This is a genomic window from Roseospira goensis (genome assembly GCF_014197795.1).
Taxonomy (GTDB): Bacteria; Pseudomonadota; Alphaproteobacteria; order Rhodospirillales; family Rhodospirillaceae; genus Rhodospira; species Rhodospira goensis.
Genome location: NZ_JACIGI010000011.1, coordinates 38,399 through 53,036 on the forward strand (window position 1 = coordinate 38,399; position 14,638 = coordinate 53,036).

12 protein-coding genes and 1 other RNA gene are annotated in these 14,638 nt (G+C 72.7%); 7 read left to right on the plus strand and 6 right to left on the minus strand.

Going from position 1 to position 14,638, the window contains the following annotated elements; translation table 11 throughout:
• Window positions 1-66: 66 nt before the first annotated feature.
• The 4 genes from GGD88_RS08285 to GGD88_RS08300 form a co-directional block, all read right to left on the minus strand.
• Window positions 67-1,656, minus strand: a complete 1,590-nt coding sequence (locus tag GGD88_RS08285) for a helix-turn-helix domain-containing protein (protein ID WP_184434038.1) — start codon at window positions 1,654-1,656, stop codon at window positions 67-69.
• A 217-nt stretch (window positions 1,657-1,873) separates the two neighbouring features.
• Entirely contained in the window at window positions 1,874-4,138 is a 2,265-nt protein-coding gene (gene ptsP / locus GGD88_RS08290) for a phosphoenolpyruvate--protein phosphotransferase (RefSeq protein ID WP_184434041.1), read from the minus strand.
• The gene (locus GGD88_RS08295) at window positions 4,138-5,349 is read right to left on the minus strand and encodes an NAD(P)H-dependent flavin oxidoreductase (protein ID WP_221237064.1); all 1,212 of its coding nucleotides are present in this window, start codon (window positions 5,347-5,349) and stop codon (window positions 4,138-4,140) included. The genes ptsP and GGD88_RS08295 overlap by 1 nt, the downstream gene beginning before the upstream one ends.
• 96 nt (window positions 5,350-5,445) lie before the next feature.
• Complete coding sequence (locus tag GGD88_RS08300) at window positions 5,446-6,678, minus strand: aspartate kinase (protein ID WP_184434044.1); 1,233 nt, start codon at window positions 6,676-6,678, stop codon at window positions 5,446-5,448.
• A 246-nt stretch (window positions 6,679-6,924) separates the two neighbouring features.
• Between GGD88_RS08300 and ubiG the strand changes: the two genes are divergently transcribed.
• Complete coding sequence (ubiG, locus tag GGD88_RS08305; RefSeq protein ID WP_184434046.1) at window positions 6,925-7,689, plus strand: bifunctional 2-polyprenyl-6-hydroxyphenol methylase/3-demethylubiquinol 3-O-methyltransferase UbiG; 765 nt, start codon at window positions 6,925-6,927, stop codon at window positions 7,687-7,689.
• A gap of 80 nt (window positions 7,690-7,769) precedes the next feature.
• On the opposite strand, the gene GGD88_RS08310 is transcribed toward ubiG, so the two are convergent.
• Window positions 7,770-9,557 (minus strand): SLC13 family permease, encoded by a 1,788-nt coding sequence (locus GGD88_RS08310; RefSeq protein ID WP_184434049.1) that lies wholly within the window; start codon window positions 9,555-9,557, stop codon window positions 7,770-7,772.
• A gap of 112 nt (window positions 9,558-9,669) precedes the next feature.
• The gene (locus GGD88_RS08315) at window positions 9,670-10,050 is read right to left on the minus strand and encodes a hypothetical protein (protein WP_184434052.1); all 381 of its coding nucleotides are present in this window, start codon (window positions 10,048-10,050) and stop codon (window positions 9,670-9,672) included.
• Between the two features lie 250 nt (window positions 10,051-10,300).
• Here GGD88_RS08315 and GGD88_RS08320 point away from each other — a divergent pair, with 250 nt between their 5' ends.
• The 6 genes from GGD88_RS08320 (at window position 10,301) to spbR (ending at window position 14,366) form a co-directional block, all read left to right on the plus strand.
• Window positions 10,301-10,555, plus strand: coding sequence for a hypothetical protein (locus GGD88_RS08320; protein ID WP_184434055.1), 255 nt, complete (start codon window positions 10,301-10,303; stop codon window positions 10,553-10,555).
• Window positions 10,556-10,561: 6 nt separating this feature from the next.
• Window positions 10,562-10,930 (plus strand): cell division protein ZapA, encoded by a 369-nt coding sequence (locus tag GGD88_RS08325; protein ID WP_184434058.1) that lies wholly within the window; start codon window positions 10,562-10,564, stop codon window positions 10,928-10,930.
• Window positions 10,931-10,940: 10 nt separating this feature from the next.
• Window positions 10,941-11,099, plus strand: a non-coding RNA gene (gene ssrS, locus GGD88_RS08330) — 6S RNA.
• A 343-nt stretch (window positions 11,100-11,442) separates the two neighbouring features.
• On the plus strand, window positions 11,443-12,117 hold the full coding sequence (locus GGD88_RS08335) for a 5-formyltetrahydrofolate cyclo-ligase (protein ID WP_343056314.1): 675 nt from the start codon (window positions 11,443-11,445) through the stop codon (window positions 12,115-12,117).
• Window positions 12,117-12,974, plus strand: coding sequence for a TIGR00282 family metallophosphoesterase (locus GGD88_RS08340; protein WP_184434061.1), 858 nt, complete (start codon window positions 12,117-12,119; stop codon window positions 12,972-12,974). The genes GGD88_RS08335 and GGD88_RS08340 overlap by 1 nt, the downstream gene beginning before the upstream one ends.
• A 246-nt stretch (window positions 12,975-13,220) precedes the next feature.
• Window positions 13,221-14,366: a SpbR family protein gene (gene spbR, locus GGD88_RS08345; protein WP_184434064.1), complete on the plus strand. Its 1,146-nt coding sequence runs from the start codon at window positions 13,221-13,223 to the stop codon at window positions 14,364-14,366.
• Window positions 14,367-14,638: the final 272 nt, after the last annotated feature.

The window sequence follows — 14,638 nt, forward strand, 5'->3', positions numbered from 1 at the left end:
GGGCCTGCGGCGCACCGCCCCCATCGTCCGGGATGACAGGCTCTCGGTATAAGGCCATTGGCGGGTCTAGTTCAAGGCGCTGGGCGACAGGCGCACGCCGTTGCGGGGGGCGCCGACCGGCCCCAGGTTGCGCACCCGCCGGCCGTCCACATAGACCTCCAGCCCGCCGGCGTTGCTGGTGTTGAGGGTGTAGCCGCCCCCACCGGGCACCGCATAGGTATCGCCCCGGCGCAGCAGCCGGCGCACCACCAGGTCCCCGCCCTGGCGCACCTGGATCCAGGAGTCGCGGTTGGCGCGCAGCACGATGCGGGCGCCCTCGGACACCGCGCGCACGTCGCTTGGCGCCGCCCGGCCCACGTACGACGGCGCGGGGTCCTCGGCCGCCTCTTGCTCCGCCGCCGCCGTCTCGGCGTCGTCGGCCGCCGTGGCTGCGTCGGTCCCCGGCACGGGCGGCGGCACCGAGGCGTCGGCCGCCACCGGCGTGTCGGTCCCCGGTCCCGTGTCCGGTCCGTCGGCCGCCGGAGCCGCACCCGCCGCGTCGACCGTCTCGGCGGTCTGAACGGTTTCGCCGTCCTCTCCGTCGGCGGACGCCGCTGTCGCGCCGGACTCGACGCTTTCCGCCGCCTCCGGAGCGGGCGTCGGCGGCGCCGGCACGCGGCTGCCGTCCTCGGCCGTCAACAGGGCCGGGGCGACGGTCGCCGCCTGGGTCGCGCCGGTCTCGCCGGTGTCGCCGCGATCGGCGGCCGGCTCAGCGGTTCCGCCGGTGTCGGACGCCTGGACGGTATCGGCGGCAGCCCCATCAGAGGTCCCATCGGCGATCCCGTCGGCGATCCCGTCGGCGGTCCCGGCGGAGGTCCCGGCGGGGGCCCCGTCGGCGGCAAGCGCCGGCGCGTCGCCGCCGTCCCGGCCCCCCTGCGGCCGATCGCCGGGCTGGCCGTCGGGGGCCGTTTCCCCCGGGGCTGCGCCCTCCAGGACGGCCACGGCATCGGCGGCCGCCGTCCCCGTCTGGTCCCCGCCCTCGGGCGTTGCGTCCGGCGCCGGCGCGCCCGCGCCGGACTCCGCGCCCGCCGCGACCGGCGGCGCGGGCGTCGTCGCGCCCGAGGCCACGCGTGCCGGATCCGACCCCGCATCCCCGGGGCCGGCCTCACCCGACCCCTGACCGGGCGCGGCCGGGTCGTCGCCGTCCACCAGGTCCACGAGGCGGGCCGGGATCTCCGGGATCAACTCGGCCACCGAGGTCTCGCTGGACGACATCCAGTACCACACGCCGTAGGCGGCCCCGACGAGCAGCAGCGCCACCAGCAGCAGCGCGCCGGCCGGCATGCCGCTGTCGTTCGCCGGGGCCGGGAAGTCGAGCTGGTTGGTGCGCGGCTGGATCCGCGGCTCGTCCTTGTAGCGGCGCACGATCTCCTCGGCGTCCAGGCCGAGATATTCGGCATAGGCCCGGATGAAGCCGGTGACATAGGTCGGGCCCGGCAGGTCGCCGAAGCGCCCCTCCTCGATCGCCAGCAGGTGATGGTACTTGATGCGCAGGTCCTCGGCGACGATGCGCAGATCCTGCCCGACCCGCAGGCGGGCCTCCTGCAGCAGGGACCCGACGTGCGAAACCGGGATGTAGTCCGCCTGGGGCGGCAGGCGTTCCGCCGAATTGGCCAAGGTCAATGCCCTCGTCGTCTGGTCTCCGCGCCGCCGCGGGGACGGCCCGGGCCGGCCGGTCGCGCCCACCCCCCCGCGGCGCTCCGATCCGACATATACCCTACCAGATCAGACCGCGAAAAGGCTTTCGAAAGTCGAGGTCGAGCCTCGCCGGGCGCATGAAAACCTTTTAGATTCATTAATGTACTCGATCCCTGGCGGCCGTCCGGCGGGCGCGTCAGGTCACCTTGATGCCATGGTCGCGCGCGAAGGCCCGCAGCCCCCGCCGCGGGTTGGCAGCGCCCTTGTCCACCAGGGCCCCGACATAGGTCGCCACCGCGCGCGAGTCCATGGAGCGCAGCATCTGCTTGACCGGCCCGACCCCCTGCGCCGCCATCGACAGCGCCCGGAAGCCCAACCCCACCAGCGCCATGGCCTCCAGCGGACGGCCGGCCATCTCGCCGCACACCGCCACCGGCTTGCCGGCGGCCTGGCACTGATGCAGCACCTCGCGCAGCATGCGCAGCACCGGCACCGACAGGGTATCGTACCGGGCCGAGACGCGCGGATTGCCGCGGTCGGTGGCGAACAGGAACTGCAACAGGTCGTTGCTGCCGACGGAGATGAAGTCCGCCACCCGCAGCAGGGCCGGGAACTGGTACAGCAGCGCCGGCACCTCCAGCATGGTGCCCACGCAGATCTCGCGCGGCAGCACGCCGCCGCGCTGCCGCTCGCGCGCCACCTCGGCGTCGACCAGCCGGCGCGCCTGGTCGAACTCCGCCACGTCGGCGATCATCGGGAACATCACCCGCAGCTCGCGCCCGGCGCTGGCCCGCAGCAGTGCCCGCAACTGCGCGCGCAGCACCGCCGGCCGGTCCAAGGTGATGCGGATGGAGCGCCAGCCCATCGCGGGGTTGTCCTCGCCGTCGTTGCTCCAATACGGCAGCAGCTTATCGCCGCCCACGTCCAGGGTGCGGAACACCACCGGCTTGCCGCCCGCCTGTTCCAGAATTTTCTGGTACAGCAGCGTCTGGGTGGCCACGTCGGGCAGGCTGGGCCGGGTCATGAACGGCAGCTCGGTGCGGTACAGGCCGACCCCCATGGCGCCGGTGTCCTCCAGATGGCTCATGTCCATCAGCAGGCCGGCATTCATCATCACCGAGACGGCGACCCCGTCGCGGGTCTCGAACGGCAGATCGCGCTCGGCCAGGTACGCCCGTTTGCGGGCCAGCCGGGTCGCGACACTGTGGTTGAATGTGTCTCGAACGTCATCGCTGGGGCGAACGAACACCTGCCCGTTGTCGGCATCCAGGGCCAGGGCGTCGAACGGGGCGATGCGATTGAACACCCCGTGCAGGCGGCCGATGACCGGGATGTCCAGGGCACGCGCCACGATGACCGCGTGCATGGTCGGCGCGCCCTCTTCCATCAGCACGCCGCGCACGGTGCCGCGCGGGTAGTCCAGCAGTTCGGCCGGGCCGAGCGAGCGGCAGATCAGCACGGCATCGTCGGGCAACTGGCCCTGGGCGGAGGTCAGACCCTGCCCGGTGAGATGCAGCAGCAGCCGGTTGGCCAGATCCTCCAGGTCGTGCAGGCGCTCGCGGATGTAGGGGTCGCTGGCCTGCCCCAGCCGCACCTTCATGTCGTCGTCGACCTTGCGCACCGCCGCCTCGGCGGTCAGGCCGGAGCGGATGGCGTCGGAGATGCGCGACACCCAGCCGGCATCGTCGGCGAACATGCGGTAGGCTTCGAGGATCTCGCGGTAGTCGCCGGACAGGTCCACGTGGGTGCGGATCATGTCGTCGATCGACCGGCGCAGGGCCTGCAACGCCTCGCGCAGGCGGGCCAGTTCGGCGTCCGGGTCGTCGCTGATGAGGGTCTCGATGTGGACCTTGGGGCGGTGGTAGACCGCCGTGCCCAGCACCGCGCCGGCGTTCAGGCACAGGCCCTCCATGCGGAACGGCAGCACCGCATTGCCGGCCACCGGCGCCAGCTCGTCGCGCGACACCAGGTCGGTGCCGGCCAGCAGCTCCGACAGCACCATGGCCACCGTTTCCAGGGTCTCGATCTCGATGTCCTGGTATTGGCGCCGGTCGCGGTTCTGCACCACCAGCACGCCGATCACCTGACCGCCGCGGATCATCGGCACACCCATGAGGGAGGCGTACACGTCCTCGCCGGTCTCCGGCCGGTAGACGAAGCTGGGATGGTCCCAGGCGTTGGGGGTGTTGAGCGGGCGCGCCCGGGCGGCGATCTCGCCGACCAGACCCTCGCCGACCCGCAGGCGGGTCTGGTGTACGGCGTCCTGGGACAGGCCCTGGGTGGCGAACAGCTCCAGCACCTCGCCGGCCCGCAGGACGTAGCACGAGCAGACGTCGGAGCGCAGTTCCTCGGCGATCAGCCGCACGGTGCGGTCGAGGCGGTCCTGGGCGGTGCCGCCGCCCGCCATGTACTCGCGCAGGCGCCCCAGCAGGCGCCGGCCGCTGGCGTCGGGCAAGGGCATCAGGGAACCGGGTCGGCCGTCGCCGCGGGGGCAGCCGCGCCGGCCACCCCAGGGCGTGCCTCGGGGCGTGCCTCGGGGCGTGCCGCGGGGCGTGCCTCGGGGGCCGCCGCATCGGGCCGCGCAGGCTCACCCGCCACGCCGGCACGGGCGGCCAGGGTGGCCTCGGCCTGGGCGATCAGGGTATCAATGATGGCCTGGGTGGGCTGTTCCTCCTTCACCAGTCCGACGCTCTGGCCCGCCATCAGCGAGCCGCTCTCCACATCGCCGTCGATCACGGCGCGCCGCAGCGCGCCGGCCCAGAAGTGCTCGATCTCCAGTTGCGCCGCCTTCTGGTCGATCGCGCCGGCGCGGAAGCGGTCAATGGCCTCTTGCTGCGCCGCCATGAACCGTTCGGTGGCCTTGTTGCGCAGGGCGCGCACCGGAATGACGGGGAAGCGTTGATCGAGCTGCACCGACGGCACGGCGTCCCGCGCACTGGCCTTGATGAAGGCGGCCTTGAAGGCGGGGTGGGCGATGCTCTCGGTGGCGCACACGAAATGCGTGCCAAGCTGCACCCCGGACGCCCCCATCTCCAGGTAGGAGACGATGGCCTCGCCGCGCCCGATGCCGCCGGCCACGAACACCGGGATCTCGGCGCCGACGGCCGGCAGGATCTCCTGCGCCAGCACGCTGGTGGAGACCGGGCCGATATGGCCGCCGGCCTCGGCGCCTTCGATGATCAGGCCGTCCACCCCCAGGCGGATCAGCTTGCGCGCCAGGGCGGTCGCCGGCGCAAAGCACAGCACGCGCGCGCCGCCGTCCTTCAGGCGCCGGATGGTGGCCCCCGCCGGCAGCCCGCCGGCCAGCACCACGTGTCCCACCGAGCGCGCCAGACAGACGTCCACCAGCGCGTCCAGCTCAGGGTGCATGGTGATCAGGTTGACCCCGAACGGCCGGTCGGTCAGGGCCTGGGTGGCTTCGATCTCGGCCGCCAGCAGGTCCGGCCCCATGGAGCCGCAGGCCAGCACGCCGAAGCCGCCGGCGTTGGAGATGGCCGCGACGAGGGTGCGTTCAGACACCCACGACATGGCGCCGCCCATGATGGCGGTGTCGGTGCCGAGCAGGGCGCGGCCGCGCGCCCACAGGCGGTCCAGGTGCTGGCGGGGAGTCTCGTCACGGCGAGTCTCGTCACGGGGGGTCTCGTCACGGCGGGTCTCGGGGGGGCGCGTCATGGCGGTCGGTCCGGCTGGGGGTCGGCATGGCGGACCGCCGCCGCGCGGCCGGTGGCGGCCGGCGCGGCGGTCCGGGTAACGGGCGGACGCGCCGGCTCAGCCGGCGTCGAGACCGTAGGCGGTGTGCAGCGCGCGCACCGCCAGTTCGGTGTACTCCTCCGCGATCAGCACGCTGACCTTGATCTCCGAGGTCGTGATGACCTGGATGTTGATGCCGCGATCGGCCAGCGCCTTGAACATGGTCTGGGCGACGCCGGCGTGGCTGCGCATGCCGACGCCAATGACCGAGACCTTGACCACGCCATCGGTGGCGATCAGCGACTGATAGCCCAACTCCTCGCGGCGCGCCTCCAGCAGGGCCACGGCCTTGTCGCGGTCGCCGGTCGGCACCGTGAAGGTCAGGTCAGTGGCCTGGCCGTCCTCGGAGATATTCTGGACGATCATGTCCACGTTGATGTTGCCGTCGGCCAACGGGCCGAAGATGCGCGCGGCCATGCCGGGCAGGTCAGAGACCCTGGTGAGGGTCACCTTGGCCTCGTCCCGGCTGTACGTGATGCCGCTGACCAGTTCCTTTTCCACGATCTCGTCCTCGCCGCAAACCAGGGTTCCGGGCACGCTCCAGTACTCGGGCCAGCTATGGCGGACCTGGACCCGGACATTGTACTTCATCGCCATCTCGACCGACCGCGTTTGCAGCACCTTGGCGCCCAGCGAGGCCATTTCGAGCATTTCCTCGTAGGTGACGCGGGAGAGCTTGCGCGCCTTCGGCACGATGCGGGGATCGGTCGTGTAGACCCCGTCCACATCGGTGTAGATGTCGCAGCGGTCCGCCTCCAGCGCGGCCGCCAGCGCCACCGCCGAGGTGTCCGAGCCGCCGCGCCCGAGCGTGGTGATGCGACGGTCCGTATCGCCCAGGCCCTGGAAGCCGGCCACCACCGCGACCTGACCCTGCTCCATGCGGCGGATCAGTTCCTCGGTCTGGATGTCCAGGATGCGGGCGCGGCCGTGCGCGGCGTCGGTCTGCACCGGGATCTGCCAGCCGGTCCAGGAGCGCGCCTCGACACCCAGGTCCTGCAATGCCATCGCCAGCAGGCCGATGGTCACCTGCTCGCCGGTTGCCACCACCACGTCGTACTCGCGGGCGTCGTGCATCGGTGACACCGACCGGCACAGCCCGACCAGCCGGTTGGTCTCGCCCGACATGGCCGAGACCACGACGGCGACCTGGTGCCCGGCCTCGACCTCCTCGGCGATGCGCCGCGCCACCGTTCGGATGCGCTCGACGTCGCCGACCGAGGTGCCCCCGAACTTCATCACGATGCGCGCCATGGCTGGCCTGTCCCTTCTGGTCCGCGGTCGGTGGAATGCCCGCCGCCGGCGCCGGGCGACGGGTGGCGACGCGATGCGGGCGATCCGGTTGCCGCCGCCGACGTATCCCTGTAGAGGGTGGGTGCCGGGGCGCGCGGGCGCGTCCTAAATACCCGCTCGCCCCCGGCGAGGCAAGACGCGCGGCCGTCCGCGCGCCTGGTCCCGACCGTGCCCCTGCCCCCCGTCAGCCCGGAGACGCCGTCCGCCATGACCGCCGCCGCCAAACCCGCCGATACCCCCCGCGCCAGTTCCGCGCTCGACGACGAGGTGGCGAAGTTCGCCGCCATGGCGGAGAAGTGGTGGGACCCGGACGGCCCGTTCCGCCCCCTGCACAAGTTCAATCCCAAGCGGCTGGCCTACATCCGCGACCAGGCGTCGGCCCGCTTCGACCGCGACATCGACCAGCGCACACCCTTCGCCGGGCTCACCCTGCTGGACATCGGCTGCGGCGGCGGCCTGCTGTGCGAGCCGATGGCCCGCCTGGGCTTTCAGGTCACCGGTATCGACGCCACCGAGAAGAACGTGAAGACCGCCGCGGTGCACGCCGAACAGTCCGGGCTGGACATCACCTATCGTCACGCCACCCCGGAGACCCTGGTCGCCGAGGGCCTGCGCTTCGACGTGGTCCTGACCATGGAGGTGGTCGAGCACGTCGCCGACGTGGACGCCTTCCTGATGAGCTGCGGCACCCTGGTCAAGCCCGGCGGCCTGCTGGTGGGGGCGACCCTGAACCGCACGCTGAAGGCGCTGGCGCTGGCCAAGGTGGGGGCCGAGTACGTGCTGGGCTGGCTGCCGCGCGGCACCCACGACTGGCGGAAGTTCGTCAAGCCGTCCGAGTTCGCCGCCGGCCTGCGCGCCGGCGGGCTGACCGTCGACGGCTTCGCCGGCATGACCTACAGCCCGTTCGCCGACGCCTGGTCGCTGAGCCGCGATATCGACGTCAACTACATGGTCGCCGCGCACAAGGCGTAGGGCAGCGGGGACCGGGCACCCGGGCGGCGCCCCTCGTTCCGGCGTCAGCCCTCGTTCCGGCGTCAGCCCTCTTCCCGGCGTCAGAAGGGCCAGAACACCGGGATGATCAGGACGGCCACGACGCCGATCAGCACGTTGAGCGGCAGGCCGATGCGCAGGAAATCGGCGAACCGGTACCCGCCGGCGCTGTAGACCATGGTGTTGGTCTGATAGCCGATCGGGGTGGCGAAGCTGGCCGAGGCGCCGAACATCACCGCCACCACGAACGGCCGCGGGTCCAGGCCGAGTTGGGCGGCGATGCCGATCACGATCGGGGTCAGCAGCACCGCGACCGCGTTGTTGGAGATCATCTCCGTCATCAGCGAGGTCAGCGCGTAGACCACCGCCAGGATGACCAGCGGCGGCAGGCCGGCGATCACCAGCAGCACCGCGTCGACGATCAGGTGCATGGCCCCGGTCGTCTCCATGGCCCGGCTGACCGCCAGCATACCGAAGATCATCACCAGGATGCGCCAGTCCACGGCGCGATAGGCCTCGTCGCTCTCGATGCAGCCGGTCACGATCACCACCGCCACGGCGATCACCGCCAGGCTGACGATGGGCATGACATCGAGCGCCGCCAGCGCCATCACCGCCAGCACCGCCGCCAGCCCGATCGGCCACTTGCGCCGCCGCACCGCCCGGTCGCGCGGCTCGCTGAGGTTGACGATACCGGTCTCCTCCGACAGTCGCCGGATGTCGTCCGGCGCGCCCTCCAGCACCAGCGTGTCGCCGCTGCGCACCGGCACCGACTCCAGCTCGCCGCGCAGCCCGGCGCCGTGCCGGTGCAGGGCCAGCGGATACACGCCGTAGCGCCGGCGCAGCCGCAGCCGCCGCAGCGTGCGCCCGACCAGCGGACTGTCGGGCGCCACCAGGCCCTCGACCACCAGCATCTCGCGGCCGCGGACCGCCGTCACCGCGGGCGCCTGGCCCAGCGCCACCCGGGATTCCTCGCGCAGCGTCATGACCTCGGCCAGCGGGGTGCGGATCACCACCCGGTCGCCGGCCTGAAGCCGGACCGCGGCCATGTCGGCCCGCAGCGACTCGTCGCCGCGCAGCACGTCCAGCAGGCGGCGACCATGGCGGGTGAACAGGGACACCTCGCCCGGCGCGCGCCCGATCAGCGACGAGCCCTCCGGGATCACGACCTCGGCCAGGAACCGCCGCCGCGTGTGGCCGTCCAGGGTGCCGGCGGCGGTCTGGCGGTCCGGCAGCAGGACCCGGCCCGCGAGCGTGAGGTAGACCAGCCCCACCGCCGCCAGGATCAGGCCCGCCAGGGTGATCTCGAACATGCCGAACGGCGCCAGCCCCTGGGCCCGCGCCACCCCGTCCACCAGGAGGTTGGTCGAGGTGCCGATGAGCGTGCAGGTGCCGCCCAGGATGGCGGCATAGGAGAGCGGGATCAGGAACCGCGACGGGGCCAGGCCGAGGGTCTCGGCAAGCTGGATGACGACCGGGATCAGGATGATGACCACCGGCGTGTTGTTCATGAACGCCGACAGCACCACCACCGCCCCCACCAGCGCCGCCATCGCCAGGCGCGGGGCGCGCCGCGCCAGGGCGGTGACCTGCGTGCCGAACGCGGCGATGGTCCCGGTGCGCACCAGGGCGCCCGAGAGGATGAACATGGCCGCCACGGTGATCGGGCCGGCATTGGAGAAGACGGCCAGGAAGTCGTCCTTGGACAGCACGCCCCCGGCCAGCAGCGCCGCCACGCCACCGAGCACGACGGCGTCCGGGCGCAGGCGCTCGGACAGGAAGGCGGCGAAGATGGCGAGGACGACGGCCAGCGTGAAAACCGCCGGCAGATGAGTCGAAAGCCCCGACATGAGGGGATCCTCCCGCGCGACCCGAAGCGTCCCGAACGGGCAACAGAGGGACGCTGACGCGGCATCGGGGCCGCGATCCGGCGGCATGCCGCGGGTGCTGAGCCCGAGCGGTCTAGGAAAGAATCGCGCAGGAGGCAAGAACCATCACGCCCACTCGCTCAGCGCGCGCAGTCAGCGCCGCCCGCGCCGCCGGGTGCGTGTCCGGATCGAGGGTCAGGACCAGGCGCCAGCCGGGCGGCGCCGTCCAGTCCTCCAGCACGGCCAGCGCCAGGCCGACGGCCGGTCCGCAATCCAGAACCAGGACAACCGGCGGCGGCGACCGCTCCGGCGCGGCCCGGGGCCAGGCCCCGGCGAGGGCGTCCGCCAGCGCGCGCGGCCAGCCCGGCCCCAGGCTCTCCCCCGCACCGGGCGGGCCGGCCACCACCAGCGGCGCGCCGGCCGGCGCCGCCAGCGCCGCCGCCAGCAGGTCGTCCGGCCCCGCGATCGGAACCACCGGGCCGGCCTCCAGCCGCCCCCTCACAGCGACAGACTCGAGAGGGTGCGGCGCGGGCGTCGGCATTGACGGGAGTCCATGGCATGCCTATTCTCAGGTGCACTGCCAGGATGGCAGAGTAGCGCTCTGAATTCGAAAAGAAAAACCAGGAGTCTCGGGAGTGATCGCAAGCCCGTCCCCCGGCCCGGCGAACGGAACGGCGACAGCCCCGCAGGCCACACCCCCCTCATCCACAGAGGACACCACGGCCGTGCAGCGGGTCGACGGAGCCCTTCACGCCCTCGGGCAGGCCATCGAACGCCTGGAATCCGCGTTGACGGCGCAGGAGCAACGGCGCGCCCTGGGCGAGGCCGACGAGGCGCGCCGGGACCGCGACCTGGATGCGCTGCGCCGGGAATATGACAGCCTGCGCGGCGAATACGCGCAACTGCGCGACGTGGTCGAGCAGGTCAACGGGCGCCTCGACGGCACCGTCAGCCGGCTGCGCGCCCTGCTGGAGGGATAGCGGGCCATGCCCCATGTGACCGTCACCGTGAACGGCCGGGACTACCGCATCACCTGCGGCGCCGGCGAGGAGGACCATGTCCGCCACCTCAGCACGCGCCTGGACACGCTGGCGCGCGAGCTGTCCGGCCGCCTTGGGCACCTGAGCGAGGGCCTGTCGCTGGTGATGGTCGGCCTGACCCTGGCCGACGAACTGGCCGAGGCCCGGCGCGAGGGCGAGGCGCTGCGCGCGCGCCTGGCGCCGCTGGGCGAGGTGGCCGAGCAGGCCGAGGCCCGCGACCGCGCGCGCCTGGAGGCGGAGGAGCAGGCGGCCGCCGTCATCGCCACCATGGCGCAACGCATCGAGACCCTTGCCGCGCATCTGGATCAGGCCTAGGTTGGAGGGTGCGGGGCTGCCCGGTTCGTCAGGCACGCACACTCCCGGGGGCTATACGTCTGTAGAAGGGAGCTGTCCCTGTCGGGATCCTGGTCCCGGCACACGGCGCCCACGTTGTTGCCGCGGCCCATGTGGAGGTCGCATCGCCAACGGCCAGGGTGGCTCCGCAGTCCTTCCGTGCCTTCCGCGCCGCCGCGACGGACCGCCGCCGTTGGGCGGCGCCGGCGTCTGGGGTGGTCGGCGTCTGGGATGGTCGGCGTCTGGGGTGGTCTCAGGCGGGGTGGTCGCAGGGGTCCGGGATCGGGCCGCCCACCGCCCACCGCCCGTCGCCCGCCGTCCCGAACACCGCTCCGGACCCGATCGGTTGCGGGATGCCCGACCGATCCGCCCTCGACCTTCCATCGTCGGCCGACGGACGCCGCCGACACGGGCCGCAACGGTCCCCGCCGCAGCCCGGTCCTGGCTTCAACCGCGCGCCCGCGCCGCGGCGCCGCGCCAGCGAAGGGATCCGCGTGACCGAACCGCTGCCCGTCCCGTCCCGTGACCCGGCTGCCGCGCCGGCGGACGACCCCGCCGCCCGCAAGGCGATGTGGCGCACCCGCCTGCTGGCGGCCCGCCGCGCGGTTGCGCCGGCGGATGCGGCCGTCGCCGCCGAGGCCGCCCGCGACCACCTGTTGGCCGCCCTGCCGCCGGCCCCGGACGCCGTGGTCGCCGGCTACTGGCCGATGCGGGGCGAGTTGGACCCGCGCCCCGTGCTGACGGCGCTGCGGGCGCGCGGCCATCCCGTCGCCCTGCCGGTCACGCCGCCGCCGGGGGCCGCCCCGGTGCTGGAGTTCCGGCTCTGGGACGGCGATCCGGCCGGGCTCGCCGCCGGCCCGTTCAAAACCCGCCAGCCCCCGGTGACCGCCCCGGCCGCCACCCCGACCTGGATCGTCGCCCCGCTGCTGGGCTTCGACCGGCGCGGCACCCGCCTGGGCTACGGCGGCGGATACTACGACCGCCACCTGTCCGGCGCCGGCGTGGTCGCGATCGGCTACGCCTTTGCCTGCCAGGAGGTCCCGCTCGCCGCCGGCGGGCTGCCGGTCGAGCCGCACGACATCCCGCTGGCGGCCGTCGTCACCGAAACCGAGGTGATCCGGCCGCAGCAGACGCTGGCCGACCCGGGCGTCACGGGAGGCCCGGACTGATGCGCATCCTGTTCCTGGGCGACATCGTCGGCCGCACCGGCCGCGACGCGGTGTGCGCGGCGGTGCCGACGCTGCGCCGCGACCTGGACCTCGACTTCGTGATCGCCTGCGGCGAGAACGCGGCCCACGGCTTCGGCCTGTCGCCCAAGCTGTGCGACCAGATCCTGGGTGCCGGGGTGGATCTCATCACGCTTGGCAACCATGCCTGGGACCAACGCGACATCATCCCCTACATCGGCACCCAGCCGCGCCTGCTGCGCCCGGCGAACTTCCCGCCCGGCACCCCGGGCCAGGGGGCGGCGCTGCTGACCGACGGCCGGGGGCGCCGGCTGCTGGTGGTGCAGGTCATGGGGCGGCTGTTCATGGACCCGCTCGACGATCCGTTCGCGGTGGTGCTGCGCGAGATCGCGGCCGCGCCCCTGGGCGGCCCGCCGGGCCGCGGCGCCGATGCCATCCTGATCGACATGCACGCCGAGGCGACCAGCGAGAAGATGGCCATCGCCCACCATCTCGACGGGCAGGTCTCCGCCGTGATCGGCACCCATACCCATGTCCCGACGGCGGACGCCCAGATCCTGCCCGGCGGGACCGCCTACCAGTCCGACGCCGGCATGTGCGGCGACTATGATTCGGTCATCGGCATGGTCAAGCAGCCCGCGACCCAGCGGTTCGTCCGCAAGATGCCGACGGATCGCCTGACCCCGGCCGACGGCCCGGCCACCGTGTGCGGCGTCGTGGTCGAGACCGACGATGCCAGCGGTCTGGCCCGCAGCGTCACGCCGGTGCGGCTGGGCGGGCGGCTGGAGGCGACCGGTCCCGCCCGCGCCCCCAGGACCCCGGCCCCCGGTCCGGCCTGAGGCGGGAGCCGGCGGCGGCCTCGGCGACGCGTTTGGCTATACAAACCGGACGCCGGGCAGTACGGTCTTCGAATGGGGCGCCCCGCCGAAACACAAAAAAACGTGCGGGGCGGGCCGTCGTCACTGTCAGACGGCACAGGCGGCGGCATGCTGGGATCCGGCCCGAGCGTCGGCCCGATGCCGTCGGATGTTCGCCGCTCCGTTTCCGGCGAGGACGCCGGTTAAGTAAAAGTGGAACGCTACGCGATGAGCGACCAGAGACTGTCGATCGAGGATGTCCAACGCCTGCTGGCGGATCCCTCCGACCAGACCCGGGCCCGGACCGCGGAGAAGCTCGCCCGGCAGTTTGACGACAGGTCCCTGTCCCCGTCCGAGCGCCGCATGGCGGAGGATATCCTGCGTCTGATGGCGCGGGACGCCGCCGTGCGCGTGCGCCAGGCCCTGTCCGAGAACCTGAGGGACAATGCGCTGCTGCCGCACGACCTCGCGGTGACGCTGGCCCGAGACGTCGAGACGGTGGCGATTCCGGTTCTGGAGGTGTCGCAGGTCCTGACGCCCGAGGATCTGATCGAGATCGTGCGCGGCCAAGACGAGGCCAAGCAGACCGCGATCGCCCGCCGTCCGACGGTGCAGGCCGCCGTCGCCGACGCGCTGGCGCAGGAGGGGACGGAGAAGGCGGTCAGCGCGCTCGCCGGCAACCTGGGGGCGGACCTGACCGAGACCTCGATGCAGCGGATCGTCGACCGCTTCGGGGACAGCGAGTCGGTGCAGGGCGGACTCATCAGCCGCGACGTGCTGCCCATCACCATTGCCGAAAAGCTGGTCAACCAGGTCTCCGAGGCGTTCCGCGCCCGCCTGCTGGAACGCCACCCGCTGTCGCCCGACGCCGCCGCGTCGCTTCTCTTGCAGTCGCGCGAGCGCGCCACCATCGGCCTGTCGACGGGCTCGTCGGAAGAGAGCGTCATCCGGCTGGTGCACCAACTGCGGCAGCATGGGCGCCTGACGCCTTCGATCATCGTGCGCGCCGCCTGCATGGGCGACATCATCTTCCTGGAGTGCGCGATGGCCGAACTGGCCGGTGTCGCGGTGGCGAATGCGCGCATTCTGATCCACGACTCGGGCCATCTGGGTCTGCGCGGCATCTTCGAGCGGGCCGGCCTGCCGGAGAGCATCTATCCGGCCCTGCGCGCGGCGGTCGATATCTTCCGCCAGACCGACTACGACGGCTTGGAGCGGGACCGCGAACGCTACAGCCGGCGCATGATCGAGCGCATCCTGACCCAGTACGGCGACCTCGGCGTGGATTTCGAGTCGAGCGATCTGGAGTACCTGCTCGGCCGCATGAGCCAGCTTCCGGCCACGCTGCCCCCGGCCGTGCCGCCGACCGCCTAGCGCGGATCGCCGCGCGATGACCGCCGGCCCCGGGTAACGCGCCCAGGTGAGGCGCCCAGGTGAGGCGCCCCGGGTGACGCGTGATCGCGTCCGAGCCGGAGGCTGCGGCGCCAGCCTTGCGGCCCTGTGCGCGCCTGCCCCATCGTTCGGGCACCCATTCTCCGCATCGGGACCGGGGAACCGTCGCATTGTCCGCCGGCGCGCTCCGCGCCGGGGCATTATTCCGGATCCGTGTCAGGGTATTGTCAGCAAGCCTGCCCTAGGGTGCTCCC